Raw genomic sequence first — 26,471 nt, 5'->3', positions numbered from 1 at the left:
GCGCATCATGACGACGACCGCAGTCCGCGAGACCATTCCGATGCACCGTCCCGACGCCTCCATTCCGGCGGTTCCGGTACCCATGGTCGTGCCGGACATGGTCGTCGCCTTCGGGGCCGGGCTGGCCAACGGCCCGGCCGAGGTGGAGCGCCTGGGCAACAAGGGCGCGCGGCTGGTGGAGATGGCGGCGCTCGGCATTCCGGTCCCGCCGGGCTTCGTCATCGCCGCCGAGGCCGGGCGGGGGCTGGATGGCGGCAACGCGCTGCCGGCCGGGCTGCTGGCACGGATCGACGACGCCATCGCGGCGCTGGAGCGCCGGGCGGGCGCAAGGTTCGGCGATGGCGGCCGTCCGCTGCTGCTGTCCGTCCGCTCGGGCGCGGCGGTGTCGATGCCCGGCATGATGGACAGCATCCTGAACCTGGGCCTGAACGACCTGACCGTGGCGGGGCTGGCGGCGACGTCGGGCGATGCGCGCTTCGCCCATGACTGCTATCGCCGTCTGGTGCAATCCTTCGGCTGCGTCGTGATGGGCGTGCCCGGCCACCGGTTCGAGGCGCTGCTGGACGAGCACAAGGAGGAGCACGGGCTGCAGCGCGACGGCGATTTGACGGCGGAGGATTGGCGCATCCTGCTGCCGCGCTTTCTCCGGCTGGTGGAGACGCGCTGCGGCCGTCCCTTTCCGCAGGATCCGGCGGAGCAGCTGCGTCTGGCGGTGGCGGCGGTCTTCCGCTCCTGGATGAACCCGCGGGCCGTCGCCTTCCGCGCCCTGCACTGCGTGCCGGAGGATCTGGGGACGGCGGTGACGGTGCAGGCGATGGTGTTCGGCAACCGCGGGCCGGAGTCCGGCACCGGCGTGCTGTTCACCCGCGACCCCTCCAGCGGTGCCCCCGGCCTTTGCGGCGAATTCCTGGCCGATGCCCAGGGCGAGGACGTGGTGTCCGGCACCTGCGACCCGGATCCGCTGAGCGCCGATCAACCCAACCCCGACCGTTCGATGGAGCGTCGCCTGCCGGCGGCATATGCGGAGCTCTGCGCGGTGGCCGGGCAACTGGAACGCGCCTTCGGCGACATGCAGGACATCGAATTCACGGTGGAGGGCGGACGCCTGTTCATCCTGCAGTCGCGCAGCGGCAAGCGTTCCTCCGAAGCGGCGGTCCGCATCGCCGTCGACATGGCCGAGGAGGGGATCATCAGCCGCGACGAGGCGGTGCGCCGCGTCGATCCGCAGGCCTTGGACGAGCTGCTGCGCCCGACCCTGACGCCGGAGGCGCTGGATGCCGCGATCGCCACCGGCCTGCCGGCGTCGCCGGGGGCGGCGACCGGCCGGGCCGCCTTCACCACGCAGGATGCGGTGCGGCTGGCGCGCGGCGGAGCGCCGGTGATCCTGTGCCGGCCGGAAACCTCGCCGGAGGACATCCACGGCATGCAGGCCGCCGTCGGCATCGTCACCGCGCGCGGCGGCTTCACCAGCCACGCCGCCACCGTCGCCCGCGGCATGGGCCGCCCCTGCGTCTGCGGTGCCCGTGCGCTCCGCATCGACGCGGAGGAGGGGGTGATGCGGGTGGGTGCGGTGACGATTCGTACCGGCGACCTGCTGACCATCGACGGCAGCAACGGCGCCGTGGTGGCGGGCGCCGCGCCTCTGCAACGACCGGAACCGGACGGCGTGACCGCCCGGCTGCTCGAATGGGCGCGGGAATGCGGGGTGGGGCTGGCGGCCGATTGAGGGGAGCGGATGAAAGGCGCTTGCCAGCGTCCCGTCCGGCGGGCCGCTGGCGAGGTCGACTGGCGGACGCTCCTTATACCGGATTCGGAAAGTTCTGACTTTTCGAACCCGGTATCGCCCGCGACTGCGGGCGCGCGCCGCTAGGCGCGAAGCCTGCGTGGCGTATGAACGCAGCGGTCAGAATTTTTCTGACCGCGTATTATGCCCGCATCAGCGCCGTCAGATGCGCCGCGCACCCTTCCGCCAAGCCCGCGGCGTCATAGCCGCCTTCCAGCGCCGACACCACCCGGCCGCCGCAGACGCGGTCGGCAAGCTCGACCAGTTTGCGGGTGACCCATTCGAAATCCTCATCGGTGAAGCCGAGCTGGGCCAGCGGGTCACGTTTGTGGGCGTCGAAGCCGGCGGAGATCAGCAGCAATTCCGGCTGGAACGCTTCCAGCGCCGGGAGGATGGCACGCTCCATCGCTTGGCGGAATTCGACGGAGCCGCTATAGGGCTCCAGCGGCAGGTTCAAAATGTTGTCGTCCACCCCGCGCTCCCACGAATGACCGGTTCCGGGATAGAGCGGCGACTGGTGGGTCGAGGCGAAGAAGAGGTCGGGATCGTCGGCGAACATCGCCTGGGTGCCGTTGCCGTGATGCACGTCGAAATCGACCACGGCGACGCGCTTCAAACCATGGATCTTGCGGGCATGCTCCGCCCCGACGGCGATGTTGTTGAAGACGCAGAAGCCCATGGCGCGAGCCGGTTCGGCATGATGGCCGCAGGGGCGCACCGCGCAGAAGGCGTTGGTCGCCTCGCCGGCCAGCACGGCGTCCACCGCGGCGCAGACCGATCCGGCCGCGCGCAGGATCGCGCCGCGGGACCCCGGCGACAGCAGGGTGTCGCCGTCCAGCCGCTGGTAACCGTCGGCGGGCACCGCGTCCAGCACGGCGTCGACATAGCTGCGGTCATGGACGCGCGACAGTTGCTCGACGTCGGCTTCGGGGGCGGACCGGCGTTCCAGGTCGCGGAACTCCGGCCGGTCGAGCACCTGCCATACCACGGCGAGCCTTTCCGGTGCCTCCGGATGGCCGGGGCCGGTGTCGTGCGCGAAGCAGTCGTGATGGGTGAAGATCAGGGTAGTCACGGTGCGGCCTCTCCCATAGGAAAGGCGCCGCCGGACTTGCTGGGCCGGCGGCGCCGCGTTCGGGTGGGACGGATCAGTGGGTATAGGCGGTGGTCGCCGCCGGCTCCGCGACCGAGGCGACGGTGCCCTCCAGCTCCTGAAGATGCAGGCGGGTGAAGTCGCGCGCGCTGACGACGCCGACCAGATGGCCGTCCTCCAGCACGGGAAGATGGCGGATGTGGTGCTGCTCCATCAGCTGCAGGGCCTGCTTGACGCTGTCGGATGGGGAACAGGTCACCGGCTGGCGCGTCATCAGCTGCGAGACCGGCATGGACAGCAGCGAACCACCGCGCTCAAGCAGGGCATGCACGACGTCACGCTCCGACAGGACGCCGGCCAGCGTATTGCCTTCGGTGCGGCAGACGTCCTTGACGACGAGGGCGCTGATGTTCTCCGTCTTCATCAGGCGGATGGCATCGGCGACCGTGGCGCTGGTCCGCACGGCGACGACGCGGGATTCCTTGGTGCGCAGGATGTGTTCGACCTTCATGGCGTGGCTCCTGAACGGCTGGCGGCTGGCGATGGAATCGTCGGTTGGGCGGCAGGGCGCCCGGCCGGGCGTCGTGCTGTGAATATGGTATGCCAGATACAGTACGCCACGCAAACAGTTTCAGCATCGGCGCAGGTGATGGTGCAGCGCATTCACGGCCGAAGCTGTTGGAGCCGTAGCACCAAGGTACCAGAGCCAGACTGTTGACGGAGCGGTATGTTTGATATGCGTGCGGTATGGGAGAGGTATGCGGTATTCGCATGACCGGCATCATGTACCTTGTATACCAAAAAACTTGAAGCACTTATTGCAGTGCGTCATAACGGAACTGTCACGCCGAAGCCGACCAAACAAAAAAGCACCCACCGAGCCACTGGAGCGATGAACATGTTGGAAATGCTGGTTCTGGCGCTTGTGCTGTCCGTCTTCGGCGGCACGGTCCATTACATCCTGTCGATGCAGATCGCCAGCGCGGGCAAGTCGCAGCGCGATTTCTCCTCCGCGCCGCTTCGCCTCGCCAATCCGACCGAAAGCGATCTCAAGGAACCGGAAGACGAACTGCCGCCGGGTCCCGCCTGGGCGAGCTTCCCGCGCGCCTTCTGATTTTCGGCCCCACGGGATCAGCGGAACAAGGAAAAGACGGCCTTCCCAGGCCGTCTTTTTTTATATCCCGATCCGCGATGCTCCGTTCGCTCAGGTGAGCGGCAGGACCAGTTGGAAGCTTTTGATGGTCATCCGCTTGCGGTGGTAGAAGCGGTGGGCTTCGCCGCGCTGGATGCCGGAAATGATCTCCATCTGGGCGCAACCGCGCTCCCGCGCCTCGTTGGCCAGCCAGTCGAACAGCTTGTCGCCCAGCCCGTAGGAACGCTTGGCGGCGCTGGTCACCAGATCTTCGACATACATATAGCGGCCGCGCGACAGGGTCTCATGCACGCGAAAGCCGCCGCAGCCGGCGATCTCGCCGTCCAGCCGCAGAAGGGCGAGGTTGTAGCCGTCGTCCATCTGGCGGCGAATTTGCGCGCGGTACGCCTCGGGGTCGGTCATGTGGGTCCGCAGCTCCTTCATGATCGGATAGCTGGCGGCGATATCGGCATCGTCACGCGCCACGACGATCTCGATGTTCTGCTGCTGGTCCATGGCGGTCGACTCCTTATCAATATGGGTTCTGCCGGGAAGGGCATCGGCGCCAGCGACGTGTCCCTGGCTCTGGCATACCATATGCCAATAGATTGCCCGGCAGAAAGCTGCCCTGCCACGCTTTCCGCGTGCCGGAAAACCAAAAGCTGGATGGCGATACCGGCACTCACGCGAATGCAGCCCGCGGAAACAGTTCGCCCGTTCCACTAATCGCTTGTCAGGCGTTCGGCATCTGGTATACCATATTGATAATTCCAGACCGGATCAGGACCGCACGGTCTGGCGGGGCTCGAAAAATCGATCCTCAGACGGTGGAACGCCCCGAGGCCGCATCCTCGCCGCGCCGCCACCGACAGCAAACAACCGCATCAAAATCTAAAGCATCCAATAAGACACCCAAAGAAAACGCCTAAAGCATCAAAACAGAAGCGACGCCCGAACCGGCAGAGAACCGCTTCCTAGGAGGAGATAGAAGATGCAGCATACGAATTCGGGGGCGCAGGGAGCACCGCTCGGCGGCCGCTGGATGCAGTTGGTTATCGGCGTCATCTGCATGTCGATGATCGCGAACCTGCAATATGGCTGGACGCTGTTCGTCAACCCCATCGATGAAAAGTACCATTGGGGTCGTGCCGCCATTCAGATCGCCTTCACTATTTTCGTCGTGACCGAAACCTGGCTGGTGCCGGTCGAAGGCTGGTTCGTCGACAAGTTCGGTCCCCGCATCGTCGTCGTGGTCGGCGGCATCCTGTGCGCGCTGGCCTGGGTCATCAATTCCTTCGCCGACTCGCTCGCTCTGCTCTATATCGGCGCGGCCGTGGGTGGCGTCGGTGCCGGCGCCGTGTACGGCACCTGCGTCGGCAACGCGCTGAAGTGGTTCCCGGACCGCCGCGGCCTGGCTGCCGGACTGACCGCCGCCGGTTTCGGTGCCGGCTCCGCCCTGACGGTCGTGCCGATCGCCAACATGATCCAGACCTCCGGCTTCGAGCAGACCTTCCTGGTGTTCGGCCTGGGCCAGGGCCTGATCGTCTTCGCGCTGGCCTGGTTCCTGAAGGAAGCCGATCCGGCCCTGTTGCCGAAGACCAAGAGCAACATCGCTCAGAGCCGCCGCAACTACACCCCGCAGGAGACGCTGAAGTCGCCGGTCTTCTGGGTGATGTACCTGATGTTCGTCATGGTCGCCGCCGGCGGTCTGATGGCCACGGCCCAGCTCGGCCCGATTGCCAAGGACTTCCACCTCGACGGCATGCCCGTCAGCATCATGGGCCTGACCCTGCCGGCCCTGACCTTCGCCCTGACCATCGACCGCGTGCTGAACGGCGTGACGCGTCCCTTCTTCGGCTGGGTTTCGGATCACATCGGCCGTGAAAACACGATGTTCGTCGCCTTCGCCATCGAAGCGGTCGGCATCCTGGCGCTGAACCAGTGGGGCCATCACCCGGTCGCCTTCGTCGTCCTGACCGGTCTGGTGTTCTTCGCCTGGGGCGAAATCTACAGCCTGTTCCCGTCCTGCTGCGCCGACAGCTTCGGCTCGAAGTTCGCCACCACCAATGCCGGCCTGCTCTACACCGCTAAGGGCACCGCGTCGCTGGTCGTTCCCTTCGCCAACATCATCGTGAGCTCCACCGGCAGCTGGCAGGCGGTGTTCTTCTTCGCTGCCGCGGTCAATGCCATCGCCGCCTTCATGGCCCTGTTCGTCCTGAAGCCGATGCGGGCCCGTCAGATCGCCGAGGACACCACCCAGCCGATCGGCAAGCTGGCGGCCGAGGGGGCGGATTGAATGGAAGATGGAGCCTCGGTTGACCGGGGGGCCAACCGGGACTTCAGATAAAGGCGGAATCGTCACCGTCTGAGCGACACGACAAACCGGCATCGGGACCACCGCAATTGGTCCCGATGTCGGTTTGTCGCGTTTTGGGGGATGAGAGCGCGCACCGCATCGCGCGTCCCGCATCTCCCCGCTCAACTCCGTCGCGGCAGAGAACCGTCGGAGACTGATATTCTGTATACAGAATACGGCTGATCTCGTCAACACCGATCGGAAGGGGTGGATCGATCATGTTGGGACTCCTTGTGCTGATGCTGGCCGCCTTCATGTCGGGGGCACTGAACGCCGTCGCCGGCGGCGGCGCCTTCATCACCTTCCCGGCCCTGCTGTTCGCCGGGGTGCCGCCGGTCGCCGCCAACGCCTCCAGCACCGTCGCGCTGTTTCCGGGACAGGCGGCCAGCAGCTGGGCTTATCGGCGGGAGATCGCGGCCGGCGGTCAGGTCAACGTCCCGGTCTTCGCGGCGCTCAGTCTCGTCGGTGGATTGGCCGGCGCGCTTCTTCTTCTGCTGACGCCGAATGCGATGTTCGCCCGCTTCGTGCCCTGGCTGCTGCTGTTCGCCACGGCCGTCTTCGCCATCGGCGCCTATGCGCCTGGCATCGTGTCCCGGCTGCGGCTGGGCGGACGCAGCGTGTTGGTGGTCCAGTTCCTCATCTCGATCTACGGTGGCTATTTCGGCGGCGGCATCGGTTTCCTGATGCTGGCGGCGCTGACCCTGTTCGGCCTGCGCGACATCCATGCCATGAACGGACTGCGGCTTTTGCTGGCGATGCTGATGAATGCCGCCGCCGTCGGGACTTTCATCATCGCCGGAGCGGTGTCCTGGCCGGAGACGCTGGCGATGGCAGTGGCCGCAATAGCCGGCGGCTATGCCGGCGCCATCGGGGCCAAGCGGGTCGATCCGAAGCTGCTGAAGACCTTCGTCGTCCTCATCGGCGCGGTGCTGACCCTGTACTTCTTTGCGAAGGGAGCCTGAACCGATCGGGGTGTAAGCCACGCCCGCAATCTCAACCGAGCCCCCACATTCCGCATTGACATACGGTATGTGGTATACCAAACTCCAGACACAGTTTGCGCGACAGACTGTTGGATGCCGCTGCAAAGCAACCGGTCAGCCGATGGATGCGGCCGGTGTGGGCAGGCTGGCGTCGTCCAGCCCCACAGCATTCAAAAAGCGAAATCGGGGGAGAGGGGAATCCGGCATGAAGATCTGCATCTACGGATCCGGGGCCATCGGCGGCTACCTCGGCGTGCGCCTGCACCAGGCCGGCGCCGAAGTCAGTCTGGTGGCGCGTGGCGCGCATCTGGCGGCGATGCGCGAGAACGGCGTCACCTTGTTGATGGGGGAGGAGAAGACCGTCGTCCGCCCTCGCTGCACCGACAACCCGGCCGAACTCGGCCCGCAGGATTACGTCATCATCGCGCTGAAGGCCCACTCCGTCCCCGGTGTCGTGCCCGCGATGCAACCGTTGCTGGGGGACGACACCGCCGTCGTCACCGCGGTCAACGGCATTCCCTATTGGTATTTCTACGGTACCGGCGGTGAATTCGATGGCCGCACGCTGGAGACGGTCGACCCCGGTTCGGTCCAGTGGAACGGGCTGGGGCCGCAGCGCGCCATCGGCTGCGTCGTCTATCCGGCGACCGAGGTGGTGGAACCCGGCGTCATCCAGCATGTCTACGGCGACAAGTTCTCGCTGGGCGAGCCCGACGGGTCGAAGTCGGGCCGCGTCGTCGCCTTGTCGCAGGCGATGGAGGCCGGCGGCCTGCGCGCACCCGTTCTCGACCGCATCCGCGACGAGATCTGGCTGAAGCTGTGGGGCAACCTGTGCTTCAACCCGATCAGCGCGCTGACCCACGGCACGCTGGAAGTCATCTGCGGCGACACCGACACCCGGGCCGTCGCCAAGGCGATGATGCTGGAAGCCAAGGACATCGGCGACAAGCTGGGCGTCCATTTCCGCGTCGACGTCGAACGCCGGATCAACGGCGCTGCCGCCGTGGGCGCGCACAAGACCTCCATGCTGCAGGATCTGGAGCGCGGCCGGCCGATGGAGATCGATCCGCTGCTGTCGGTGGTCCAGGAGATGGGCCGCATGGTGGGCGTGCCGACGCCGACCATCGACGTGGTGCTGGCCCTGGTGAAGCAGCGGGGCGAGACCGCCGGCTGCTACAGCCGGCCGCGGCCCGCAGCGGTTGCCGCTCCCACCCCCGAAGTGGTGGCGGCCCGATAAGCAATGCAGGTGATGCGGCCGGCGCGAACTCGGACGGGTTTCCGGCCGGCCGCTTCGAACACGGGGGTGGAGCGTCATGAAGGTCGAGGACATTCTCCGCAAGAAGGGTACGCGCATCGGCATGGTGCGCATCAATGAAACGGTGACCACCGCGCTGCGCCTGATGAAGGCGGAGAACACCGGCGCGCTGGTGGTCAAGGACGTCTGCCGCACCGAAGGCAACACGGTGGTCGGCGTCATTTCCGAACGCGATGTCGTCCGCGCGCTGGTCGACCGCGGGCCGGCGATCCTGGAGCAGCCGGTATCGGCGCTGATGACGCGCGATCCCTATTGCTGCAGCCCGTCCGATCCGGTGCGCCATGTGCTGAGCCTGATGGACCAGCACGGCATCCGTCATGTCCCGGTGCTGGAGGGGACGACCCTGGTCGGCGTCGTCAGCGTCCGCGACCTGATCCGCCGCCAGTTGGAAGAGCTGTCGGGCGAGGGTTTGCCCGTCGCCGCTGCGGCGGCCGCCACGGCCGCGGAGAGCTGGGACTTCCCGGTCGTCGCCAACCAGTGAGTGCTGCGGGTGGGGCCGGCACGCATCCGCCGCCCCATCTGATCTGCCGCTTCGGCGCTTGCCCGCCCTGATCCGACCCTGGCCCGGCCCTGGCCCGGAAGCGGGCCGATTATTGCCCGCCGCCATGGCCGGCCTTCGAAAGCAAACGACATGAAGATCGCGATACCCAGGGAGCGCCGCCCGGGCGAGCGCCGCGTCGCCGCGTCTCCCGAAACCGTGAAAAAATTAAAGGCCCTCGGACTGGACGTGGTGGTCGAAAGCGGAGCCGGCCTCGGTTCCAGCATCACCGACGCGGCCTACGAGGCGGCGGGGGCCGCCATCGCCGCCGACCAGGCATCGGCACTGGCCGATGCCGACATCGTGCTGAAGGTGCAGCGGCCGCTGATCGCCGGCGAAGGGGATGTCGATGAGTTGGCGCTGCTCCGCAAGGGCGCGTTGCTGTTCGCCATCCTCAATCCCTACAACAGCCGCGACCATGTGAAGGCCTATGCCGATGCCGGCGTGAACGCCTTCGCCATGGAGTTCATGCCGCGCATCACCCGCGCCCAGGTCATGGACGTGTTGTCCTCCCAGGCCAACCTCGCCGGCTACAAGGCCGTCGTCGATGCGGCCAGCGAGTATGGCCGCGCCTTCCCGATGATGATGACCGCCGCCGGCACCGTGCCGCCGGCTAGAGCCTTCATCATGGGCGTCGGCGTTGCCGGCCTCCAGGCCATCGCCACCGCCAAGCGGCTCGGCGCCATCGTCTCGGCCACCGACGTGCGCCCGGCGGTGAAGGAGCAGGTGCAGTCGCTGGGCGGCAGCTTCGTCGCGGTCGAGAATGACGAGTTCAAGCAGGCGGAGACCGCCGGCGGCTATGCCAAGGAGATGTCGGACGACTACAAGCGCCAGCAGGCGGCCTTGGTCGCCGAGCACATCAAGAAGCAGGATCTCGTCATCACCACCGCGCTGATCCCCGGCCGCAAGGCGCCGATCCTGGTGACGGCGGAGCATGTGGCGTCGATGAAGCCGGGGTCTGTGATCATCGACCTTGCGGTGGAGCAGGGCGGCAACGTCGAGGGCTCCAAGCTGGGCGAGGTGGTGACCACGGCCAACGGCGTGAAGATCGTCGGCCATGCCAACTACGCCAGCCGCATCGCCGAGAGCGCCTCGCTGCTCTACGCCAAGAACCTGCTGGCGCTGCTGACGGCGCTGCATGGAAAAGAGACCGGTGTCGCCGTCAACTGGGACGACGAGATCGTCAAGGCCATCGCTCTGACCCGCGACGGCGCCGTCGTGCATCCTGCCTTCGCGGACGCCCGCGAAGCGCAACCCGCGTGAGGAGGCGGATCCCATGGAACACCCGGATCCCGCAAGCAACATCGCCGCGTTCCGCCAGACCCTGGCGGCGCTGACCAACCAGGTCGACGCGCTGGCCGTGCAGGTGGCGCAGCTGTCGCCGGTCCCGGTGACCGAGGCGGCCAGCCACGGCAGCTTCTTCGTCACCGGCCTGACGGTGCTCGTGCTCGCCTGCTTCGTCGGCTACTACGTCGTCTGGCGCGTCACCCCGGCCCTGCACTCGCCGCTGATGGCCGTCACCAACGCCGTGTCGTCGGTGATCATCGTCGGCGCGCTGGTCGCCGCCGGCCCGGCCGGTTTCGGCTTCTCCAAGGTCCTGGGATTCCTCGCCGTCATCCTGGCGTCCGTCAACATCTTCGGCGGCTTCCTGGTGACCCAGCGCATGCTCTCCATGTTCAAGAAGAAGGGCAAGTAAGACCATGGAAACCTTGTCGGCCCTTCTCTACCTCGTCGCCTCCATCTGCTTCATCATGGCGCTGCGCGGGCTCAGTAGCCCGGAGACCTCGCGCCAGGGCAACATCTACGGCATGGTCGGCATGACCATCGCCATCCTAACCACGCTGGCTTCTCCCATCGTCCAGTCCTATTGGATGATCGTGCTCGGCATCGCCATCGGCGGCGCCATCGGCTATGTCGTCGCCAAGAAGATCGAGATGACGGCGCTGCCGCAGCTCGTCGCCGCCTTCCACTCTCTGGTCGGCCTCGCTGCCGTCTTCGTCGCGCTGGCCGCCTTCTACTCGCCGGAGGCCTACGGCATCGGCGTCCGCGGCGCCATCGCCAAGGGCTCGCTGATCGAGATGGCGCTGGGCACCGCGGTCGGCGCGATCACCTTCACCGGCTCCATCGTCGCCTTCGCCAAGCTCCAGGGTCTGGTCACCGGCAAGCCGCTGGTCTTCCCGATGCAGCATCCGCTGAACGCGGCGCTCGGCGTGCTGACCGTCATCCTGATCGGCTGGCTGGTCCAGTCGAACGCCGACGCCGCGATGTGGCTGATCGTCGTCGTGGCGCTGGCGCTGGGCTTCCTGCTGATCCTGCCGATCGGCGGCGCCGACATGCCGGTGGTCATCTCGATGCTGAACAGCTATTCGGGCTGGGCGGCCTGCGGCATCGGCTTCACCCTGCAGAACAACCTGCTGATCATCACCGGCGCGCTGGTGGGGTCCTCGGGCGCGATCCTGTCCTACATCATGTGCAAGGGCATGAACCGCTCGATCTTCAACGTCATCCTCGGCGGCTTCGGCGGCGAGGCGGCGGGTGCCGCGGCCGGCGCCAAGGGTCCGCAGGGTTCGGTCAAGGCCGGCTCGGCCGAGGACGCCGCCTACATCATGAAGAACGCCCAGTCGGTGATCGTCGTGCCGGGCTACGGCATGGCGGTGGCCCAGGCCCAGCATGCCCTGCGCGAGATGGCCGACAGCCTGAAGCACGAAGGCGTGGACGTGAAATACGCCATCCACCCGGTGGCGGGCCGCATGCCCGGTCACATGAACGTGCTGCTGGCCGAGGCCAACGTGCCCTACGACGAGGTGTTCGAACTGGAGGACATCAACCGCGACTTCGGCACGGCGGACGTCGCCTTCGTCATCGGCGCCAACGACGTGACCAATCCGGCCGCCAAGACCGACCCGTCGAGCGCCATCTACGGCATGCCGATCCTGGATGTGGAGAAGGCCAAGACGGTGTTCTTCATCAAGCGCGGCATGGCCGCCGGCTATGCCGGTGTCGAGAACGAGCTGTTCTTCCGCCCCAACACCATGATGCTGTTCGGCGACGCCAAGAAGGTCACCGAAGAGGTCGTCAAGGCGATGGAAGCGTAACTGATACTTTTGCAGGAAAAAGCGCGCTGCTCCGATGGGGCGGCGCGCTTTGTTTTTTGGGAGAGACGTAGGCTGACGATGCCCCCACCCTGACCCTCCCCCGCTGGGCGGGGGAGGGAATTGGACCTTTGTCGGCGTTCGGCGGCAGTTCCTCCCCCGCCCAGCGGGGGAGGTTAGGTGGGGGCAATCGGAGCCGACGCTATCCCACCACCAGATCATCCAGCCGGAAGCCGGCGATCTTGTAGATTTCCTCCAGCGCCCGGCCGAACTCCACCTCAGGCTCGTTCGCCACGCGCTCGCGCATCGCCGCCAGGATCTCCTGCTTGCTGCTGAAGCGTACCGCCATGATGAAGGGGAAGCCGAAGCGTTCGCGGTAGGCCCGGTTCAGCTCGCGCTGCTCCTGGGCCTCCGCCTCGGTCAACTCGTTCAGGCCGGCCCTGGCCTGCTCGGTCTGCGAGAAGGCAGTCAGGTTGGCCGGGCGGCTGGCACGGTCGGCGAGGTCGGGGTGGGACAGGATCAGCGCGCGCTGCCGCTCCGTCCCCGCCGCGCGCACGATGCCGGTCATCGCCGCGCGCAGGGCGCCGGCATCGGCGAAGGGGCGCTTGTCCCAGGCGGCCTCGGCCACCCAGGGGCTTTCCTCGAACACCGCGCCCAGCGCCGCGACGAAGGCGGCGCGGTCCATCTGGTTCAGGTCGTCAAGGCTGTAGGGCATCTGCGCTCTCACTTCGCGGTGTAGGGGTGTTCGGCGATCCAGTGGCGGGCGATGTCGAGCCGGGTCGCCACCCATGCCCTGTCATGGCCGCGCACATAGTCGAGGAAGCGCGCCAGCGCCGCCGCGCGGCCGGGCCGCCCGACCAGACGGCAGTGCAGCCCGATGGACATCATCTTCGGCGACGTCTCCCCCTCGGCATAGAGCGTGTCGAAGCTGTCCTTCAGGTAGGCGAAGAACTGGTCGCCGCTGTTGAAGCCCTGGTTCGTCGCGAAGCGCATGTCGTTGGCGTCGAGCGTGTAGGGCACGATCAACTGCGGCCGGCCATGGCTGTCGTCCCAATAGGGCAGATCGTCGGCATAGGAATCGGCGTTGTAGACGAAGCCGCCCTCCTCGGCGACCAGCCGCCAGGTGTTCGGGCTGCACCGCCCGAGATACCAGCCGAGCGGGCGTTCCCCGGTCACGCGGGTGTGGACCTCGATGGCGCGCAGCATGTGCTCGCGCTCCACCTCGGCCGGCAGATGCTGGTAGTCGATCCAGCGCCAGCCATGGGTGGCGATCTCCCAACCGGCGGCCTTCATCGCGGCGACCACCTCCGGATTGCGCTCCAGCGCCATGGCGACGCCGTAGACGGTGACCGGCAGGTTGCGTTCGGTGAACAGGCGGTGCAGCCGCCAGAAGCCGGCGCGCGAGCCGTATTCGTAGATCGACTCCATGTTCATGTGGCGGGCACCGGGGATCGGCTGGGCGCCGACGATCTCCGACAGGAAGGCCTCCGACGCGGCGTCGCCGTGAAGGACGCAGTTCTCGCCGCCCTCCTCGTAATTGATGACGAACTGCACCGCCACCCGGGCGCCGCCCGGCCAGTTGGCCTGCGGCGGCGTGGCGCCATAGCCGATCATGTCGCGGGGATAAGCGGTGCCGGTCATCGTCGTCTCGCCCTTTTCGCGCTGCGGTCGAAGCGGGACCTACGCTAAGCCATTGGCGGCAGGGGGTTCAACCGGCCGATTGGCGTCCGGCGGCCGAAGACAGTTTCCGGATCTGGACGGGTGGGCAGGGCAGGGCGGATGCGCTTAAGCTGTCAGTCGTGAAATGTCGTCGGCTGACGATGCCCCCACCTAACCTCCCCCGCTGGGCGGGGGAGGGACTGCCGCCGAACGCCGACAAAGGTCCAATTCCCTCTCCCGCCCAGCTCTCGCACAAAGCTTCGCTTTGTGCTGACGCGGCAGGCGGACCATAGGTCCGCTGAGAGCGGGAGAGGGTCAGGGTGGGGGTATCGTCGGACGACGCCTGAAAAATGGAGACCGCACCCATGGGCCGCCTGACCACCCACGTCCTCGACATCGCCGCCGGCCGCCCGGCGCCGGGCCTGCGCATCCGCCTGACCTCGCTCGACACCGGCGCCGTTCTCGGCGAGTTCACAACGAACGCCGACGGCCGGCTCGACGCGCCGGCCCTGCAGGGCGAGGACTTCAAGATCGGCCGCTACGAACTGCTGTTCCTGGCCGGCGACTATTTCCGCCGCATCGGCGTGATCTCCGGCGATGGCCCGGACTTCATCGACGAGGTGCCGCTCCGCTTCGGCATCAAGGATGTCACCCAGCATTACCATGTGCCGCTTCTGGTTTCGCCCTGGGCCTACTCGACCTATCGCGGCAGCTGACGCCCTTCTCCTTTCGGTGCCGCTTTCCAGCCTGTGGAAAAGGCAACCCGTTGATTTGCCGTACCCACCATCCGCGCGCTTAGCTGTCTTCAGGAACAATCGCGTTTGGTGAGGAGTCGAGCGATGGCGAGAATGACGGCGGCGGAAGCGGCGGTGCGGGTGCTGGAGCGGGAGGGCATCGACGTCTGCTTCGGCGTCCCCGGCGCCGCGATCAACCCCTTCTACGCGGCGATGCAGCGGCGCGGCACGATGCGCCATGTCCTGGCCCGCCATGTCGAGGGCGCCTCGCACATGGCCGAAGGCTACACGCGGGCCAAGGCCGGCAACATCGGCGTGTGCATCGGTACCTCCGGCCCGGCCGGCACCGACATGATCACCGGCCTCTATTCGGCGATCGCGGACTCGATCCCGATCCTGTGCATCACCGGCCAGGCGCCGCGCGCCCGCCTGCACAAGGAGGATTTCCAGGCGATCAACATCGCCGACATCGCCAAGCCGGTCGCCAAATGGGCGGTGACCGTGCTGGAGCCGGCGCAGGTGCCCTACGTCTTCCAGCAGGCCTTCCACCTGATGCGCTCGGGCCGCCCCGGCCCGGTGCTGATCGACCTGCCGATCGACGTCCAGATGGCCGAGATCGAGTTCGACGACGAGACCTACGAGCCGCTGGCGGCCTACAAGCCCTCGGCCACCCGCGCCCAGGTCGAGAAGGCGCTGGCGATGTTCGCGGCGGCGGAACGGCCGCTGGTGGTCGCCGGCGGCGGCATCGTCAACGCCGATGCGTCGGACAAGCTGGTCGAGTTCGCGGAGCTGCTCGGCGTGCCGGTGATCCCGACGCTGATGGGCTGGGGCACCATCCCCGACGACCATCCGCTGATGGCCGGCATGGTGGGCTTGCAGACCGCCCACCGCTACGGCAACGCCACCATGCTGAAGTCGGACTTCGTGCTGGGCATCGGCAACCGCTGGGCCAACCGCCACACCGGTTCGGTCGAGGTCTACACCAAGGGCCGCAAGTTCGTGCATGTCGACATCGAGCCGACCCAGATCGGCCGCGTCTTCATGCCCGACCTCGGCATCGTCTCGGATGCCGGCGCCGCGCTCGACCTGTTCATCGAGGTGGCGAAGGAGTGGAAGGCGGAAGGGCGCTTCAAGGATCTCGGCGGCTGGGTCAAGGACTGCCAGGGCCGCAAGCGGTCGATGCACCGCCGCAGCGACTTCGACCAGGTGCCGATGAAGCCGCAGCGCGTCTATCAGGAGATGAACAGCGCCTTCGGCCAGGACACCACCTACGTCACCACCATCGGCCTGTCGCAGATCGCCGGCGCGCAGTTCCTGCACGTCTACAAGCCGCGCCACTGGATCAACTGCGGTCAAGCCGGCCCGTTGGGCTGGACCCTGCCGGCGGCGCTCGGCGTCCGGGTGGCCGATCCGAAGCGGCGCATCGTCGCGCTGTCCGGCGACTACGACTTCCAGTTCATGATCGAGGAGCTGGCGGTCGGCGCCCAGCACAAGCTGCCCTACATCCATGTGCTGGTGAACAACGCCTATCTCGGCCTGATCCGGCAGGCGCAGCGCGCCTTCCAGATGGACTTCCAGGTGCAGCTGTCCTTCGAGAACATCAACGCCCCCGAGATCGGCGTCTATGGCGTCGACCATGTCGCGGTGGCCGAGGGGCTGGGCTGCAAGGCGATCCGCGTCACCGAGCCGGACCGCATCCAGGAGGCGTTCACCCAGGCCCAGGCCTGGATGGACCAGTATCAGGTGCCGGTCGTCGTCGAGCTGGTGCTGGAGCGGGTGACCAACATCTCCATGGGCGCCGACATCGACAGCGTCACCGAGTTCGAGGAGACGCTGGACCTGCCGGTGGAGGAGAGCGAGACCGTTCTGGTCTGACGGCCCCATCCCGTCCGGCCGCAGTCCGATCCAGCCTGAAGCCGCCGGGGCGCCAATGCGCCCCGGCGGCTTTCGTTTGGGCGGGCTTGTTGCATCGCGGAATTCCCCTCCCCTCGACACCCGTGCTAGCGTCCGTCTCCACCCGTAACCAACCGGTCCGGCAGGGAGTCCGCGCAAGCATGGCGTTGCTTGAGAACATGCGCATCTTCGTCCGTGTCGTCGAGCTGGGCAGCCTGTCGGCCGCCGGACGGAACCTGCGCATGTCGCCGGCCATGGTCAGCCACCGCATCCAGCAGTTGGAAGCCCATCTCGGCGTCCGGCTGCTGAACCGCACGACCCGGCAGCTCCAGGCCACTGAAACCGGCATGGATTTCTACCAGAGCTGCCTGGAGGTGCTGGAGGCGGTGGAGCGTGCCCACAGCAGCATCGCCGCCGGATCCGGCGTGCCGTCGGGCAGCGTGCGGGTGACGGCGCCGCTGGGCTTCGGCCGCCGCATCCTGTCGCCGCTGGTGCCGGACTTCTGCGCCGCCCACCCGCTGGTGGAGGTGCGGCTGCGGCTGTCCGACCATCTGCTGGATCTGCTGCGCGAGGCGGTGGACGTGGCGGTGCGGATGGCGACGCTGAAGGATTCCAGTTTCGTCGTCCGCAAGATTGCCGATGTCCGCCGCGTTCTGGTCGCCGCCCCCTCCTACCTGTCGGAGCGCGGGCAGCCCGGGAAGCCGGCCGACCTGTCGGGCCACAACTGTCTGCTTCTGCGTTTTCCCGGCACCCAGCAATATCAATGGAGCGTGCTGGAGAACGGTGAGCCGGTGAAGCTGCCGGTGTCGGGCCGCTTCGACGCCGACGACGGCGACGTGCTGACCGGCTGGGCGCTCGACGGCCGCGGCATCGCCATGAAGCCGCTGTGGGAGGTGGCGGAGCATCTGGCCAGCGGCGCGCTGCTCCCGGTCTTGCCGGACTGTCCGCCGGAGCCGGTGACGCTGGCCGTGCTCTATCCCCACCGTGCGCTGGTCCCGGCCAAGGTGCGGGCTTTCGCCGACCATATGGTGCCGAAGATCAAGTCGGCGCTGACGGCGATCTCGCCGGATACGATCCTGTAAGGAGAGAGAAAGGAGCCCATGCGCAGGATGGGAGGAGAGGGCGCATGATTGCCCGCCTTTACAATCCCCGTGAGCGCACCAGCAGCACCCGGGCCTCTTGCGCGGCACGCTGCAACTGCGGAAGGAACTGCTGCTCCATCTCCGGACAGGTGACGCGCGCTGCCTGGGCGCTGACATTCATCGCCGCGATCACGCCGCCGGCCGCGGTGCTGATCGGCACGGCGATGGAGCGCAATCCCAGTTCCAGCTCCTGGTCGACCAGCGAGAAGCCACGGTCGCGCACCCGTTCCAGTTCGCGTTTCAGGGCGTCGGTCGCGGTGATGGTCCGTTCGGTGAAGGGCTTCAACGGTACCCGCGCCAGATAGCTGTCCAGCTCCGCCTCCGGCAAGGCCGCCAGCAGGACGCGGCCCATCGAGGTGCAGTAGGCCGGCAGCCGGCTGCCGACATTCAGCCCGACCGACATGATCCGCTTGGTCGCCGCACGCGCGATATAGACGACGTCGTCCTCGTCCAGAACCGCGGCGGAGCAGGATTCCTGCACCGCCCCGCTGACCTGCTCGATCAGCGGGTCGAGGATCGTCGCCAGCGGAGCCGATGATAGGAAGGAATAGCCCAGCGCCAGGATCTTCGGCCTCAGATGGAAGGTCCGTCCGTCCGATCCGGCATAGCCGAGCTGCATCAGCGTCAAGAGGCAGCGCCGCGCCGCCGCCCGCGGCAGTCCGGTGATCTTGGCGATGTCGGCGATCGTCAGGTTCGGCTCGCGCTCCGTGAAGGCGCGGATCACCGACAGGCCGCGGGCCAGCGAGGTCATGAAGTTCGGATCGGATGCCTCTTCGGCAGCGTCGGACGGTTTCATGTCTGCGGCCTTAGGCGAATGGTGGGTGTCGGCCATGTGCGGACCTTCTCTCCGGGGAACGCGCGATCGACAGCCAAGTTAGGGCGATTATCGCGCACGTTCCAGGAAAATCGAACAAAACCGGCCGCAACTCCGTCTGCGGCAGAAATAGTTCGAGGTGCCCGCAATTGGTCTTGCGGGTGTCTGGCATCTGGTATACCGTATCGATAATTCAAAACGACGCGCCACTCAGGACGAAGGGCACGGGGCGATCATTCGAACGCTCGCACAGGAACGCTCACGACAACAAGCGGCGCCGAAGGCGTCGGCGCGCAAAGGGTCGGAAACGTGATGAACCGAGAAAGATTCAGTGTCGAACCCCTCGAACAGGGGATGAGCTTCAAGGCGAAGGCCTACCAAGCGCTGCGACAGGCCATCACGCAGATGAACATCTACGGCCAGAGCAGCGAGATCAGGTTGGACGAACGCCGGCTGTGCGAGGCGTTGGGTGTCAGCCGCACCCCGGTGCGCGAGGCGATGGCGCTGCTGGAACAGGAGGGGTTCATCCGCTCCCAGCCGCGGCGCGGGATCTTCGTGGTGCGCAAGACGAAGGCCGAACTGGTGGAGATGATCACGGTATGTGCCGCCCTGGAAGGCATGGCGGCACGCCTGTTCGTCGAGAACGCCACCACGGACAAGCTGGAGCTCCTGCACGCCGCGTTCGACAAATACACGAAGGCCGAACTGGCGGAACATGTCGCCGAGTATTCGGACGCCAACATCGTCTTCCATCAAAGCATCGTCCAGGCCTCGGGCTCCACGTTGATCTCGGACCTGACCGATCGCTTCTTCATCCATATGCGTGCGATCCGCCGCGCGACGATGGGCCTCGGCGACCGTGCCGACCAGTCCATCCACGAGCATCGGGACATCATCGAGGCGCTGGCCGCCCGCGATGCCGATCTCGCGGAACGTCGCGTCCGCGAACACACGCTCGGTCTCGCACAGTACGTGGAACGGCATTGCGCCTTCCTCGACTAGCCGATCTTGAACCTTTTTTTGGAGCTCGGGGAGGAGTTACCCTTATGTCTACTGCGGCTGCAACGATCACTAAGAACCAGGCCACGGAAGCATCTGTTGTCGAGGACGCGCCGGCGCTGACCGACGGCTTCCAGCTCGTCATCGACGCGCTCAAGCTCAACGACATCACCAACCTGTATGTCGTCCCCGGTATTCCGATCTCCGACCTGCTGCGCATGGCGCAGGCCGAGGGCATGCGCGTCGTCTCGTTCCGCCATGAACAGAATGCCGGCAACGCCGCCGCCATCGCTGGCTTCATGACGAAGAAGCCGGGCGTCTGCATGACGGTGTCGGCTCCGGGCTTCCTGAACGGCCTGACCGCGCTGGCGAACGCCACCACCAACTGCTTCCCGATGATCCTCATCAGCGGCTCGTCCGAGCGTGAGGTCGTCGACCTGCAGCAGGGCGATTACGAGGAGATGGACCAGCTCGCCATCGCCAAGCCGCTGTGCAAGGCCGCCTTCCGCATCCTGCACGCCCAGGACATCGGCATCGGCGTGGCGCGTGCCATCCGCGCCGCCGTGTCGGGCCGTCCGGGCGGCGTCTATCTCGACCTGCCGGCCAAGCTGTTCTCGCAGGTGATGGACGCCGCGGAAGGCGCCAAGTCGCTGGTCAAGGTCGTCGATCCGACCCCGGCGCAGTACCCGTCGACCGAGGCGGTCAACCGCGCGCTCGACCTGCTGAAGGGCGCCAAGCGTCCGCTGGTCATCTTCGGCAAGGGTGCGGCTTACGCCCAGGCCGACGACACCATCCGCGCCTTCGTCGAGAAGAGCGGCATCCCCTTCCTGCAGATGAGCATGGCCAAGGGCCTGCTGCCCGACACCCACCCGCAGTCGGCCGGTGCCGCCCGCTCGCTGGTGCTGCAGGACGCCGATGTCGTCATGCTGGTCGGCGCCCGGCTGAACTGGCTGCTGTCGCACGGCAAGGGCAAGACCTGGGGCAAGCCCGGCTCCAAGAAGTTCATCCAGGTCGACATCGAGCCGCGGGAGATGGACAGCAACGTTGAAATCCATGCTCCGCTGGTCGGCGACATCGCGTCCGTCATGGAAGTGCTGCTGAAGGGCATCGACGGCGGGCTGACCCCGCCGACCGACTGGATGGCCACCGTCGCGGCCAAGCGTGAGCAGAACGTCGCCAAGATGGCGCCGAAGCTGATGAGCAACGCCTCGCCGATGAACTTCCACGGTGCGCTGGGCGCTCTGCGCCGGGTCATCAAGGAGCGTCCCGACGCCATGCTGGTCAACGAGGGCGCCAACACCCTCGACCTCGCCCGCGGCATCATCGACATGTACGAGCCGCGCAAGCGCCTCGACGTCGGCACCTGGGGCGTGATGGGCGTCGGCATGGGCTACGCCGTCGCCGCGGCGGTGGAGAGCGGCAAGCCGGTGCTGGCCGTCGAGGGCGACAGCGCCTTCGGCTTCTCCGGCATGGAGGTGGAGACGATCTGCCGCTACAACCTGCCGGTCTGCATCGTCATCTTCAACAACAACGGCATCTATCGCGGGACCGACGTCAACCCGACCGGCGGCAACGACCCGTCGCCGATGGTCTTCGTCCCCGGCTCGCGTTACGACAAGATGATGGAAGCCTTCGGCGGCGTCGGCGTCCATGTCACCAACCCGGACGAGCTGTACCGTGCGGTCAACGAGGCGATGGACAGCGGCCGTCCGACCCTGGTCAACGCCGTCATCGATCCGGCGGCGGGCACCGAAAGCGGCAACATCGGCAGCCTGAACCCGACCAGCTCGGTCCGCAAGATGCCGTCCTAAAAGAAACGCCGACCACACGACTCTAAGAAGCAGGGGGAGAAATACATGGGCAAGGCACTTCAGGGCGTTCGGGTCCTCGACTTCACGCACGTTCAGTCGGGACCGACCTGCACCCAGTTGCTCGCCTGGTTCGGCGCCGACGTCATCAAGGTGGAGCGGCCGGGCGAGGGTGACATCACCCGCAGCCAGCTGCGCGACCTGCCGGACGCCGACAGCCTGTATTTCACCATGCTGAACCACAACAAGCGGTCCATCACCCTCGACACCAAGACGCCCAAGGGCAAGGAGGTGCTGGAGGCGCTGATCAAGTCCTGCGACGTGATGGTCGAAAACTTTGCCCCCGGCGTGCTCGATCGCATGGGGTTCACCTGGGAACGCATCCAGGAACTGAACCCCGCGATGATCGTCGCGTCGGTCAAGGGCTTCGGGCCCGGGCCGTTCGAGAATTGCAAGGTGTACGAGAACGTCGCCCAATGCGCGGGCGGCGCCGCCTCGACGACCGGCTTCGACGACGGCCCGCCCATGGTCACCGGCGCCCAGATCGGCGACAGCGGCACCGGCCTGCATCTGGCGCTCGGCATCGTCACCGCGCTCTACCAGCGCAAGACCACCGGCAAGGGCCAGAAGGTGCTGGCCGCCATGCAGGACGCCGTGCTGAACCTGTGCCGCGTCAAGCTGCGCGACCAGCAGCGCCTGGCCAACGGGCCGATGAAGGAATACCCGCAATACCCGAACGGTGAGTTCGGCGACACCGTGCCGCGCGCCGGCAACGCGTCGGGCGGCGGCCAACCCGGCTGGATCCTGAAGTGCAAGGGCTGGGAGACCGATCCCAACGCCTACATCTACTTCATCGCCCAGGCTCCGGTCTGGAAGTCGATCTGCAAGGTCATCGGCAAGGAGGAGTGGATCACCGATCCCGACTACGCCACCCCGGTGGCCCGCCTGCCGCGCCTGATGCAGATCTTCGGCACCGTCGAGGAGTGGACCAAGACCCTGACCAAGTTCGAGGTCATGGATCTTCTCAACAAGTACGACATTCCCTGCGGCCCGATCCTGTCGATGAAGGAGATCGCCGAGGACAAGTCGCTCTACGAGACCGGCACGCTGGTCGAGGTCGAGCACCCGACCCGCGGCAGCTACCTGACGGTGGGCAATCCGATCAAGCTGTCCGACAGCCCGACGGAGGTCACCCGCTCCCCCCTGCTGGGCGAGCACACCGACGAAATCCTGCGCGAGGTGCTGGGCTTCAGCGAGCGCGATATCGTCGACATCCGCGACAGCGGCGCCATCGGCGTCGTGGAGCGTCTGGCGGCGGAGTAAGGTTCAAGCTTTGATACCCCCACCCCAACCCTCCCCCGCTGGGCGGGGGAGGGGGCAAGTCCTGAAGCGGGAGAGTGGCGGCAGTCCCTCCCCCGCCCAGCGGGGGAGGTTAGGTGGGGGCCTAACGCCCCAAAATTTGAACGCCTACCATATTCATATCGCCGTGCCTCCCTCTCCCCGGCCGTCCCCTTCCCGGCCGCCCGAGAGCCGAAGCCGGCAGTTTTTAAAATCCGCCGCCCGTCAGCCGATGAATTTCCGGCTCCCCGCGGTCTCCAAAAGACAATTCCCGAACAGGGTCAGAGACGCAAACCATGAACATTCACGAATATCAGGCCAAGGATCTGCTGCGGGGGTACGGCGTCGCCGTTCCGCGCGGCGGCGTGGCCTTCACCCCGGAAGAGGCTGCATCGGTCGCCCGCGAGTTGGGCGGTCCGGTCTGGGTGGTGAAGTCGCAGATCCATGCCGGCGGCCGCGGTGCCGGCCGCTTCCAGGACAATCCGGGCGGCAAGGGCGGCGTCCGCGTCGTCAAGTCGGTCGAGGAGGTTTCCTCCAACGCCGCCGAGATGCTGAACCACGTGCTGGTGACCAAGCAGACCGGCCCGTCAGGCAAGGAGGTGAAGCGCCTCTATGTCGAGGAAGGCGCCGACATCAAGCGCGAGCTGTATCTCGGCCTGCTGATCGACCGCGCCACCGGCCGCGTCACCATCATCGCCTCGACCGAAGGCGGCATGGAGATCGAGGAGGTCGCCCACAACACGCCGGAGAAGATCGTCAAGGTCGCCGTCGACCCGGCCACCGGCATCCAGGGCTACCACACCCGCAAGGTCGCCTTCGCGCTCGGCCTGGAAGGCAAGCAGGTCGGTGCCGCCGCCAAGTTCATCCAGGCCGCCTACAAGGCCTTCGTCGAGCTGGACTGCGCCATCGTCGAGATCAACCCGCTGATCGTCACCGGCTCGGGCGACATCCTGGCGCTCGACGCCAAGATGAGCTTCGACGACAACGCCCTGTTCCGCCACAAGGATGTCGCCGCCTTGCGCGACGAGGCGGAGGAGGACCCGGCGGAGATCGAAGCGGCCAAGCACGAGCTGAACTACGTCAAGCTCGACGGCAACATCGGCTGCATGGTCAACGGCGCCGGCCTGGCGATGGCCACCATGGACATCATCAAGCTGTACGGTGCCGAGCCGGCCAACTTCCTCGACGTCGGTGGCGGCGCCACCAAGGAGCGCGTCACCGCGGCCTTCAAGCTGATCCTCTCCGACAGCGCGGTCGAAGGCATCCTGGTCAACATCTTCGGCGGCATCATGCGCTGCGACGTGATCGCCGAGGGCGTGGTCGCCGCGGCCCGCGACGTGAAGCTGCATGTCCCGCTGGTGGTGCGCCTGGAAGGCACCAACGTCGCATTGGGCAAGAAGATCCTGGCCGAATCCGGCCTGCCGATCCTGTCCGCCGACAATCTGGACGACGCAGCCAAGAAGATCGTCGCCGCCGTGAAGAAGGAGGCCGCGTGAAATGGCTGTTCTCGTCGACAAGAACACGAAGGTGATCTGCCAGGGCTTCACCGGAGCCCAGGGCACCTTCCACTCCGAGCAGGCCATCGCCTACGGCACCAAGATGGTCGGCGGCGTGACGCCCGGCAAGGGCGGGGCCAAGCACCTCGACCTGCCGATCTTCGACACCGTCGCCGAGGCGGTCGAGAAGACCGGCGCCAACGCCTCCGTGATCTACGTGCCGCCGCCGTTCGCGGCCGACGCGATCCTGGAAGCGATCGACGCCCAGATCCCGCTGGTGGTCTGCATCACCGAAGGCATCCCGGTGCTGGACATGGTCCGCGTCAAGCGCGCGCTCAATGGTTCGGCCACCCGCCTGATCGGCCCGAACTGCCCCGGCATCATCACGCCGGACGAGTGCAAGATCGGCATCATGCCGGGCCACATCCACAAGCGCGGCAAGATCGGCATCGTCTCGCGGTCCGGCACGCTGACCTATGAGGCGGTGGCGCAGACCACGGCGGCCGGGCTGGGCCAGACCACCTGCATCGGCATCGGCGGCGACCCGGTCAACGGCACCAACTTCGTCGACAGCCTGGAGCTGTTCGTGAAGGACCCGGAGACCGAGGGCATCATCATGATCGGCGAGATCGGCGGCGACGCCGAAGTCCGCGGCGCCGAGTTCATCAAGGCGTCGGGCACCAAGAAGCCGGTCGTCGGCTTCATCGCCGGCCGCACCGCCCCTCCGGGCCGCCGCATGGGCCATGCCGGCGCGGTGATCTCCGGCGGCAACGACACCGCCGACTTCAAGATCGACTTCATGAAGTCGGTCGGCATCGCCGTCGCCGACAGCCCCGCCAGCCTGGGCTCCACCATGCAGTCGATCTTCAAAAATTGACCGTTCCCCCGCGGGACCGCCGTCCGCGACGGTCCCGCGATTCCAGCGAAGCTTCTGTCACTCACGCCATCAGCCGCAACAGACAGGCGCAACCAACGCGCCGGACCCCGAGGGAGATGGGACATGAAAGCGCAAGCCCAAAACAGCATCCTGGCCCGCCGGATCATCCACGACGACCCCAGCGAGGGCGCCGCGGCGATCATCAAGACCGCCATCATCGAAACGCCGCGGGTCAAGAACGACAACGGCAAGGATGCCAAGGCCGAGCGTGGCCAAGTGGTGCAGTCCCTGTGCCGGGCGTTGAACATTTTGACGATCCTCGGTGGCAATGACGGTCCGATGACGCTGACCGAATTGTCGGAAGCCGCGAACCTGTCGCCCTCCACCACCCATCGCCTGCTGACGACCCTGCAGTACGAGCGCTACGTCCGCTTCGACCAGAGCGCGCGCGGCTGGGTGGTCGGCGTCCAGGCCTACATGACCGGCGCCAATTTCCTGAAGACCCGCAATCTGGTCGACGTCGCCCGTCCGCGCATGCGCCGCCTGATGGAGGAAAGCAGCGAGATCGTGAACCTCGCGGTCGAGGAGAATGGCGAAGCGCTCTATCTGGCCCGTGTCGGCGGTCCGCGTGCCGCCCAGGTCGCCGTGCCGCAGGCCGACCGCACGCTGCTGCACTGTTCCGCCGTCGGCAAGGCGCTGCTGGCCGGCATGCCGGAAACCAAGGTGCAGACCATCGTCACCCAGCGCGGCATGCGCCAGTTCACCCGCAGCACCCTGTCGTCACTGCCGGCACTGTACCGCGACCTGACGCTGGTCCGCACCCGCGGCTATGCCCTGGACCAGGAGGAGCGGGTGTCCGGCCTGCGCTGTGTCGCCGCCCCGATCTTCGACGAGAATTCCCGTGTGATGGGCGCCCTGTCGCTGTCCGGCTCGAGCCGGCGCATCGAGGACGCGCGGCTGCGCGCGCTCGGCGAGATGGTCAAGCGCGCCGCCGCCGCGGTGACGCAGGAACTGGGCGGCCGCGTGCCGGTTCCGAACTGATCCATCCCTGACACGGATAAAAGAACGCCCAAGGCAAAAGAACGCCAAGAGCTGACGGCAGGTGGTGCACGTTGGCATTCCTCCCTGGCGCACTCAGGGCCGCATTCCTCACGGGATGCGGCCCTTTTTCTTGAGAAATCGACCGTTTCCACGGAATGGAAAAGCGGCGTTTTTCTCGGGAAATCCCCCGTCGGCCGTGCGATTGTCTGTCTCGGGAAAGGCGTTCCTTTCTCATCGGGCGGATGTGTTGTTTTGCATGTTCGCGCTTCTCTCGGAGACTGGCCGTGCTGTGTGCAGCACGGCCATTTTTTTGCCTTTTCCGCAGAGCGAAATCGGATCCATCGCCGCGTGGACTGGCCGTCCGTCGCGACGACACAGTGC

At 66.7% G+C, this 26,471-nt stretch carries 24 protein-coding genes; 18 read left to right on the top strand and 6 right to left on the bottom strand.

All coding sequences use genetic code 11. From position 1 onward, the window contains the following. Positions 1-7 precede the first annotated feature (7 nt). Positions 8-1,726 (top strand): pyruvate, phosphate dikinase, encoded by a 1,719-nt coding sequence (locus JHL17_RS22185; protein WP_200196478.1) that lies wholly within the window; start codon positions 8-10, stop codon positions 1,724-1,726. A 199-nt stretch (positions 1,727-1,925) separates the two neighbouring features. On the opposite strand, the gene JHL17_RS22180 is transcribed toward JHL17_RS22185, so the two are convergent. Beyond that, positions 1,926-2,855, bottom strand: coding sequence for an arginase family protein (locus JHL17_RS22180; protein WP_200196476.1), 930 nt, complete (start codon positions 2,853-2,855; stop codon positions 1,926-1,928). Positions 2,856-2,928: 73 nt separating this feature from the next. Then, positions 2,929-3,384: a CBS domain-containing protein gene (locus JHL17_RS22175; protein WP_200196474.1), complete on the bottom strand. Its 456-nt coding sequence runs from the start codon at positions 3,382-3,384 to the stop codon at positions 2,929-2,931. 381 nt (positions 3,385-3,765) lie between these two features. Here JHL17_RS22175 and JHL17_RS22170 point away from each other — a divergent pair, with 381 nt between their 5' ends. Continuing rightward, positions 3,766-3,987, top strand: coding sequence for a hypothetical protein (locus tag JHL17_RS22170; RefSeq protein WP_200196472.1), 222 nt, complete (start codon positions 3,766-3,768; stop codon positions 3,985-3,987). A gap of 90 nt (positions 3,988-4,077) precedes the next feature. On the opposite strand, the gene JHL17_RS22165 is transcribed toward JHL17_RS22170, so the two are convergent. Beyond that, positions 4,078-4,521 carry a GNAT family N-acetyltransferase gene (locus JHL17_RS22165; protein WP_200196470.1) on the bottom strand — a complete coding sequence of 148 codons (444 nt, stop codon included), beginning with the start codon at positions 4,519-4,521 and terminating at the stop codon, positions 4,078-4,080. Between the two features lie 475 nt (positions 4,522-4,996). Between JHL17_RS22165 and oxlT the strand changes: the two genes are divergently transcribed. The 7 genes from oxlT to JHL17_RS22130 all read left to right on the top strand — a co-directional run bounded on the left by oxlT (position 4,997) and on the right by JHL17_RS22130 (position 12,292). Next, entirely contained in the window at positions 4,997-6,301 is a 1,305-nt protein-coding gene (gene oxlT / locus JHL17_RS22160) for an oxalate/formate MFS antiporter (protein ID WP_200196469.1), read from the top strand. 278 nt (positions 6,302-6,579) lie between these two features. Next, a complete protein-coding gene (locus JHL17_RS22155) occupies positions 6,580-7,323 on the top strand; it encodes a sulfite exporter TauE/SafE family protein (RefSeq protein ID WP_200196467.1) in 744 nt (247 codons plus the stop codon). Between the two features lie 226 nt (positions 7,324-7,549). Then, positions 7,550-8,581 carry a 2-dehydropantoate 2-reductase gene (locus JHL17_RS22150; protein ID WP_200196466.1) on the top strand — a complete coding sequence of 344 codons (1,032 nt, stop codon included), beginning with the start codon at positions 7,550-7,552 and terminating at the stop codon, positions 8,579-8,581. A 76-nt stretch (positions 8,582-8,657) separates the two neighbouring features. Continuing rightward, positions 8,658-9,140, top strand: coding sequence for a CBS domain-containing protein (locus JHL17_RS22145; protein ID WP_200196464.1), 483 nt, complete (start codon positions 8,658-8,660; stop codon positions 9,138-9,140). A 150-nt stretch (positions 9,141-9,290) separates the two neighbouring features. Further along, positions 9,291-10,460 carry a Re/Si-specific NAD(P)(+) transhydrogenase subunit alpha gene (locus JHL17_RS22140; protein ID WP_200196462.1) on the top strand — a complete coding sequence of 390 codons (1,170 nt, stop codon included), beginning with the start codon at positions 9,291-9,293 and terminating at the stop codon, positions 10,458-10,460. A gap of 13 nt (positions 10,461-10,473) precedes the next feature. Continuing rightward, positions 10,474-10,893: an NAD(P) transhydrogenase subunit alpha part 2 gene (locus tag JHL17_RS22135; RefSeq protein ID WP_042704241.1), complete on the top strand. Its 420-nt coding sequence runs from the start codon at positions 10,474-10,476 to the stop codon at positions 10,891-10,893. Positions 10,894-10,897: 4 nt separating this feature from the next. After that, positions 10,898-12,292 carry an NAD(P)(+) transhydrogenase (Re/Si-specific) subunit beta gene (locus JHL17_RS22130; protein ID WP_200196460.1) on the top strand — a complete coding sequence of 465 codons (1,395 nt, stop codon included), beginning with the start codon at positions 10,898-10,900 and terminating at the stop codon, positions 12,290-12,292. A 199-nt stretch (positions 12,293-12,491) separates the two neighbouring features. On the opposite strand, the gene uraD is transcribed toward JHL17_RS22130, so the two are convergent. Then, positions 12,492-13,004 carry a 2-oxo-4-hydroxy-4-carboxy-5-ureidoimidazoline decarboxylase gene (uraD, locus tag JHL17_RS22125; protein ID WP_200196458.1) on the bottom strand — a complete coding sequence of 171 codons (513 nt, stop codon included), beginning with the start codon at positions 13,002-13,004 and terminating at the stop codon, positions 12,492-12,494. Positions 13,005-13,012: 8 nt separating this feature from the next. Further along, positions 13,013-13,930: an allantoinase PuuE gene (gene puuE / locus JHL17_RS22120; RefSeq protein ID WP_200196456.1), complete on the bottom strand. Its 918-nt coding sequence runs from the start codon at positions 13,928-13,930 to the stop codon at positions 13,013-13,015. 383 nt (positions 13,931-14,313) lie between these two features. Between puuE and uraH the strand changes: the two genes are divergently transcribed. The 3 genes from uraH (at position 14,314) to JHL17_RS22105 (ending at position 17,657) form a co-directional block, all read left to right on the top strand. After that, positions 14,314-14,664 (top strand): hydroxyisourate hydrolase, encoded by a 351-nt coding sequence (gene uraH, locus JHL17_RS22115; RefSeq protein WP_200196454.1) that lies wholly within the window; start codon positions 14,314-14,316, stop codon positions 14,662-14,664. Positions 14,665-14,787: 123 nt separating this feature from the next. Beyond that, positions 14,788-16,557 (top strand): glyoxylate carboligase, encoded by a 1,770-nt coding sequence (gene gcl, locus JHL17_RS22110; RefSeq protein ID WP_200196452.1) that lies wholly within the window; start codon positions 14,788-14,790, stop codon positions 16,555-16,557. Positions 16,558-16,736: 179 nt separating this feature from the next. Further along, positions 16,737-17,657: a LysR family transcriptional regulator gene (locus tag JHL17_RS22105; RefSeq protein ID WP_200196450.1), complete on the top strand. Its 921-nt coding sequence runs from the start codon at positions 16,737-16,739 to the stop codon at positions 17,655-17,657. A 58-nt stretch (positions 17,658-17,715) separates the two neighbouring features. Here the strand turns inward: JHL17_RS22105 and JHL17_RS22100 are convergent, their stop codons facing one another. Beyond that, positions 17,716-18,513, bottom strand: a complete 798-nt coding sequence (locus JHL17_RS22100) for an IclR family transcriptional regulator (RefSeq protein WP_200196448.1) — start codon at positions 18,511-18,513, stop codon at positions 17,716-17,718. A 372-nt stretch (positions 18,514-18,885) separates the two neighbouring features. Here JHL17_RS22100 and JHL17_RS22095 point away from each other — a divergent pair, with 372 nt between their 5' ends. The 6 genes from JHL17_RS22095 (at position 18,886) to JHL17_RS22070 (ending at position 26,090) form a co-directional block, all read left to right on the top strand. Then, positions 18,886-19,533, top strand: coding sequence for a GntR family transcriptional regulator (locus JHL17_RS22095; RefSeq protein WP_199229011.1), 648 nt, complete (start codon positions 18,886-18,888; stop codon positions 19,531-19,533). 44 nt (positions 19,534-19,577) lie between these two features. Then, positions 19,578-21,341 carry an oxalyl-CoA decarboxylase gene (gene oxc / locus JHL17_RS22090; protein ID WP_200196447.1) on the top strand — a complete coding sequence of 588 codons (1,764 nt, stop codon included), beginning with the start codon at positions 19,578-19,580 and terminating at the stop codon, positions 21,339-21,341. A gap of 45 nt (positions 21,342-21,386) precedes the next feature. Continuing rightward, positions 21,387-22,661, top strand: coding sequence for a formyl-CoA transferase (gene frc / locus JHL17_RS22085; RefSeq protein ID WP_200196445.1), 1,275 nt, complete (start codon positions 21,387-21,389; stop codon positions 22,659-22,661). A gap of 311 nt (positions 22,662-22,972) precedes the next feature. Then, on the top strand, positions 22,973-24,172 hold the full coding sequence (gene sucC, locus JHL17_RS22080; RefSeq protein WP_200196444.1) for an ADP-forming succinate--CoA ligase subunit beta: 1,200 nt from the start codon (positions 22,973-22,975) through the stop codon (positions 24,170-24,172). A 1-nt stretch (position 24,173) separates the two neighbouring features. Beyond that, positions 24,174-25,049 (top strand): succinate--CoA ligase subunit alpha, encoded by an 876-nt coding sequence (gene sucD / locus JHL17_RS22075; protein WP_200196442.1) that lies wholly within the window; start codon positions 24,174-24,176, stop codon positions 25,047-25,049. A 123-nt stretch (positions 25,050-25,172) separates the two neighbouring features. Then, on the top strand, positions 25,173-26,090 hold the full coding sequence (locus tag JHL17_RS22070; RefSeq protein WP_200196440.1) for an IclR family transcriptional regulator: 918 nt from the start codon (positions 25,173-25,175) through the stop codon (positions 26,088-26,090). The last annotated feature ends 381 nt before the right edge of the window (positions 26,091-26,471 follow it).

It is taken from the genome of Azospirillum endophyticum, from assembly GCF_016595245.1.
Lineage (GTDB): Bacteria > Pseudomonadota > Alphaproteobacteria > Azospirillales > Azospirillaceae > Azospirillum > Azospirillum endophyticum.
This window is presented reverse-complemented; position numbering and strand designations above follow the sequence as displayed.

What these genes read in the sequence shown, in the direction of transcription:
- JHL17_RS22105 (WP_200196450.1), top strand. Translation starts at nt 16,737, where the DNA reads ATGGCGTTGCTTGAGAACATGCGCATCTTCGTCCGTGTCGTCGAGCTG.
- sucD (WP_200196442.1), top strand. Translation starts at nt 24,174, where the DNA reads ATGGCTGTTCTCGTCGACAAGAACACGAAGGTGATCTGCCAGGGCTTC.
- puuE (WP_200196456.1), bottom strand. Translation starts at nt 13,930, where the DNA reads ATGACCGGCACCGCTTATCCCCGCGACATGATCGGCTATGGCGCCACG.
- JHL17_RS22165 (WP_200196470.1), bottom strand. Translation starts at nt 4,521, where the DNA reads ATGGACCAGCAGCAGAACATCGAGATCGTCGTGGCGCGTGACGATGCC.
- sucC (WP_200196444.1), top strand. Translation starts at nt 22,973, where the DNA reads ATGAACATTCACGAATATCAGGCCAAGGATCTGCTGCGGGGGTACGGC.
- JHL17_RS22185 (WP_200196478.1), top strand. Translation starts at nt 8, where the DNA reads ATGACGACGACCGCAGTCCGCGAGACCATTCCGATGCACCGTCCCGAC.
- JHL17_RS22095 (WP_199229011.1), top strand. Translation starts at nt 18,886, where the DNA reads ATGAGCTTCAAGGCGAAGGCCTACCAAGCGCTGCGACAGGCCATCACG.
- JHL17_RS22100 (WP_200196448.1), bottom strand. Translation starts at nt 18,513, where the DNA reads ATGAAACCGTCCGACGCTGCCGAAGAGGCATCCGATCCGAACTTCATG.
- JHL17_RS22145 (WP_200196464.1), top strand. Translation starts at nt 8,658, where the DNA reads ATGAAGGTCGAGGACATTCTCCGCAAGAAGGGTACGCGCATCGGCATG.
- uraH (WP_200196454.1), top strand. Translation starts at nt 14,314, where the DNA reads ATGGGCCGCCTGACCACCCACGTCCTCGACATCGCCGCCGGCCGCCCG.
- JHL17_RS22130 (WP_200196460.1), top strand. Translation starts at nt 10,898, where the DNA reads ATGGAAACCTTGTCGGCCCTTCTCTACCTCGTCGCCTCCATCTGCTTC.
- uraD (WP_200196458.1), bottom strand. Translation starts at nt 13,004, where the DNA reads ATGCCCTACAGCCTTGACGACCTGAACCAGATGGACCGCGCCGCCTTC.
- gcl (WP_200196452.1), top strand. Translation starts at nt 14,788, where the DNA reads ATGGCGAGAATGACGGCGGCGGAAGCGGCGGTGCGGGTGCTGGAGCGG.
- JHL17_RS22140 (WP_200196462.1), top strand. Translation starts at nt 9,291, where the DNA reads ATGAAGATCGCGATACCCAGGGAGCGCCGCCCGGGCGAGCGCCGCGTC.
- oxlT (WP_200196469.1), top strand. Translation starts at nt 4,997, where the DNA reads ATGCAGCATACGAATTCGGGGGCGCAGGGAGCACCGCTCGGCGGCCGC.
- JHL17_RS22175 (WP_200196474.1), bottom strand. Translation starts at nt 3,384, where the DNA reads ATGAAGGTCGAACACATCCTGCGCACCAAGGAATCCCGCGTCGTCGCC.
- JHL17_RS22155 (WP_200196467.1), top strand. Translation starts at nt 6,580, where the DNA reads ATGTTGGGACTCCTTGTGCTGATGCTGGCCGCCTTCATGTCGGGGGCA.
- oxc (WP_200196447.1), top strand. Translation starts at nt 19,578, where the DNA reads ATGTCTACTGCGGCTGCAACGATCACTAAGAACCAGGCCACGGAAGCA.
- JHL17_RS22135 (WP_042704241.1), top strand. Translation starts at nt 10,474, where the DNA reads ATGGAACACCCGGATCCCGCAAGCAACATCGCCGCGTTCCGCCAGACC.
- frc (WP_200196445.1), top strand. Translation starts at nt 21,387, where the DNA reads ATGGGCAAGGCACTTCAGGGCGTTCGGGTCCTCGACTTCACGCACGTT.
- JHL17_RS22170 (WP_200196472.1), top strand. Translation starts at nt 3,766, where the DNA reads ATGAACATGTTGGAAATGCTGGTTCTGGCGCTTGTGCTGTCCGTCTTC.
- JHL17_RS22150 (WP_200196466.1), top strand. Translation starts at nt 7,550, where the DNA reads ATGAAGATCTGCATCTACGGATCCGGGGCCATCGGCGGCTACCTCGGC.
- JHL17_RS22070 (WP_200196440.1), top strand. Translation starts at nt 25,173, where the DNA reads ATGAAAGCGCAAGCCCAAAACAGCATCCTGGCCCGCCGGATCATCCAC.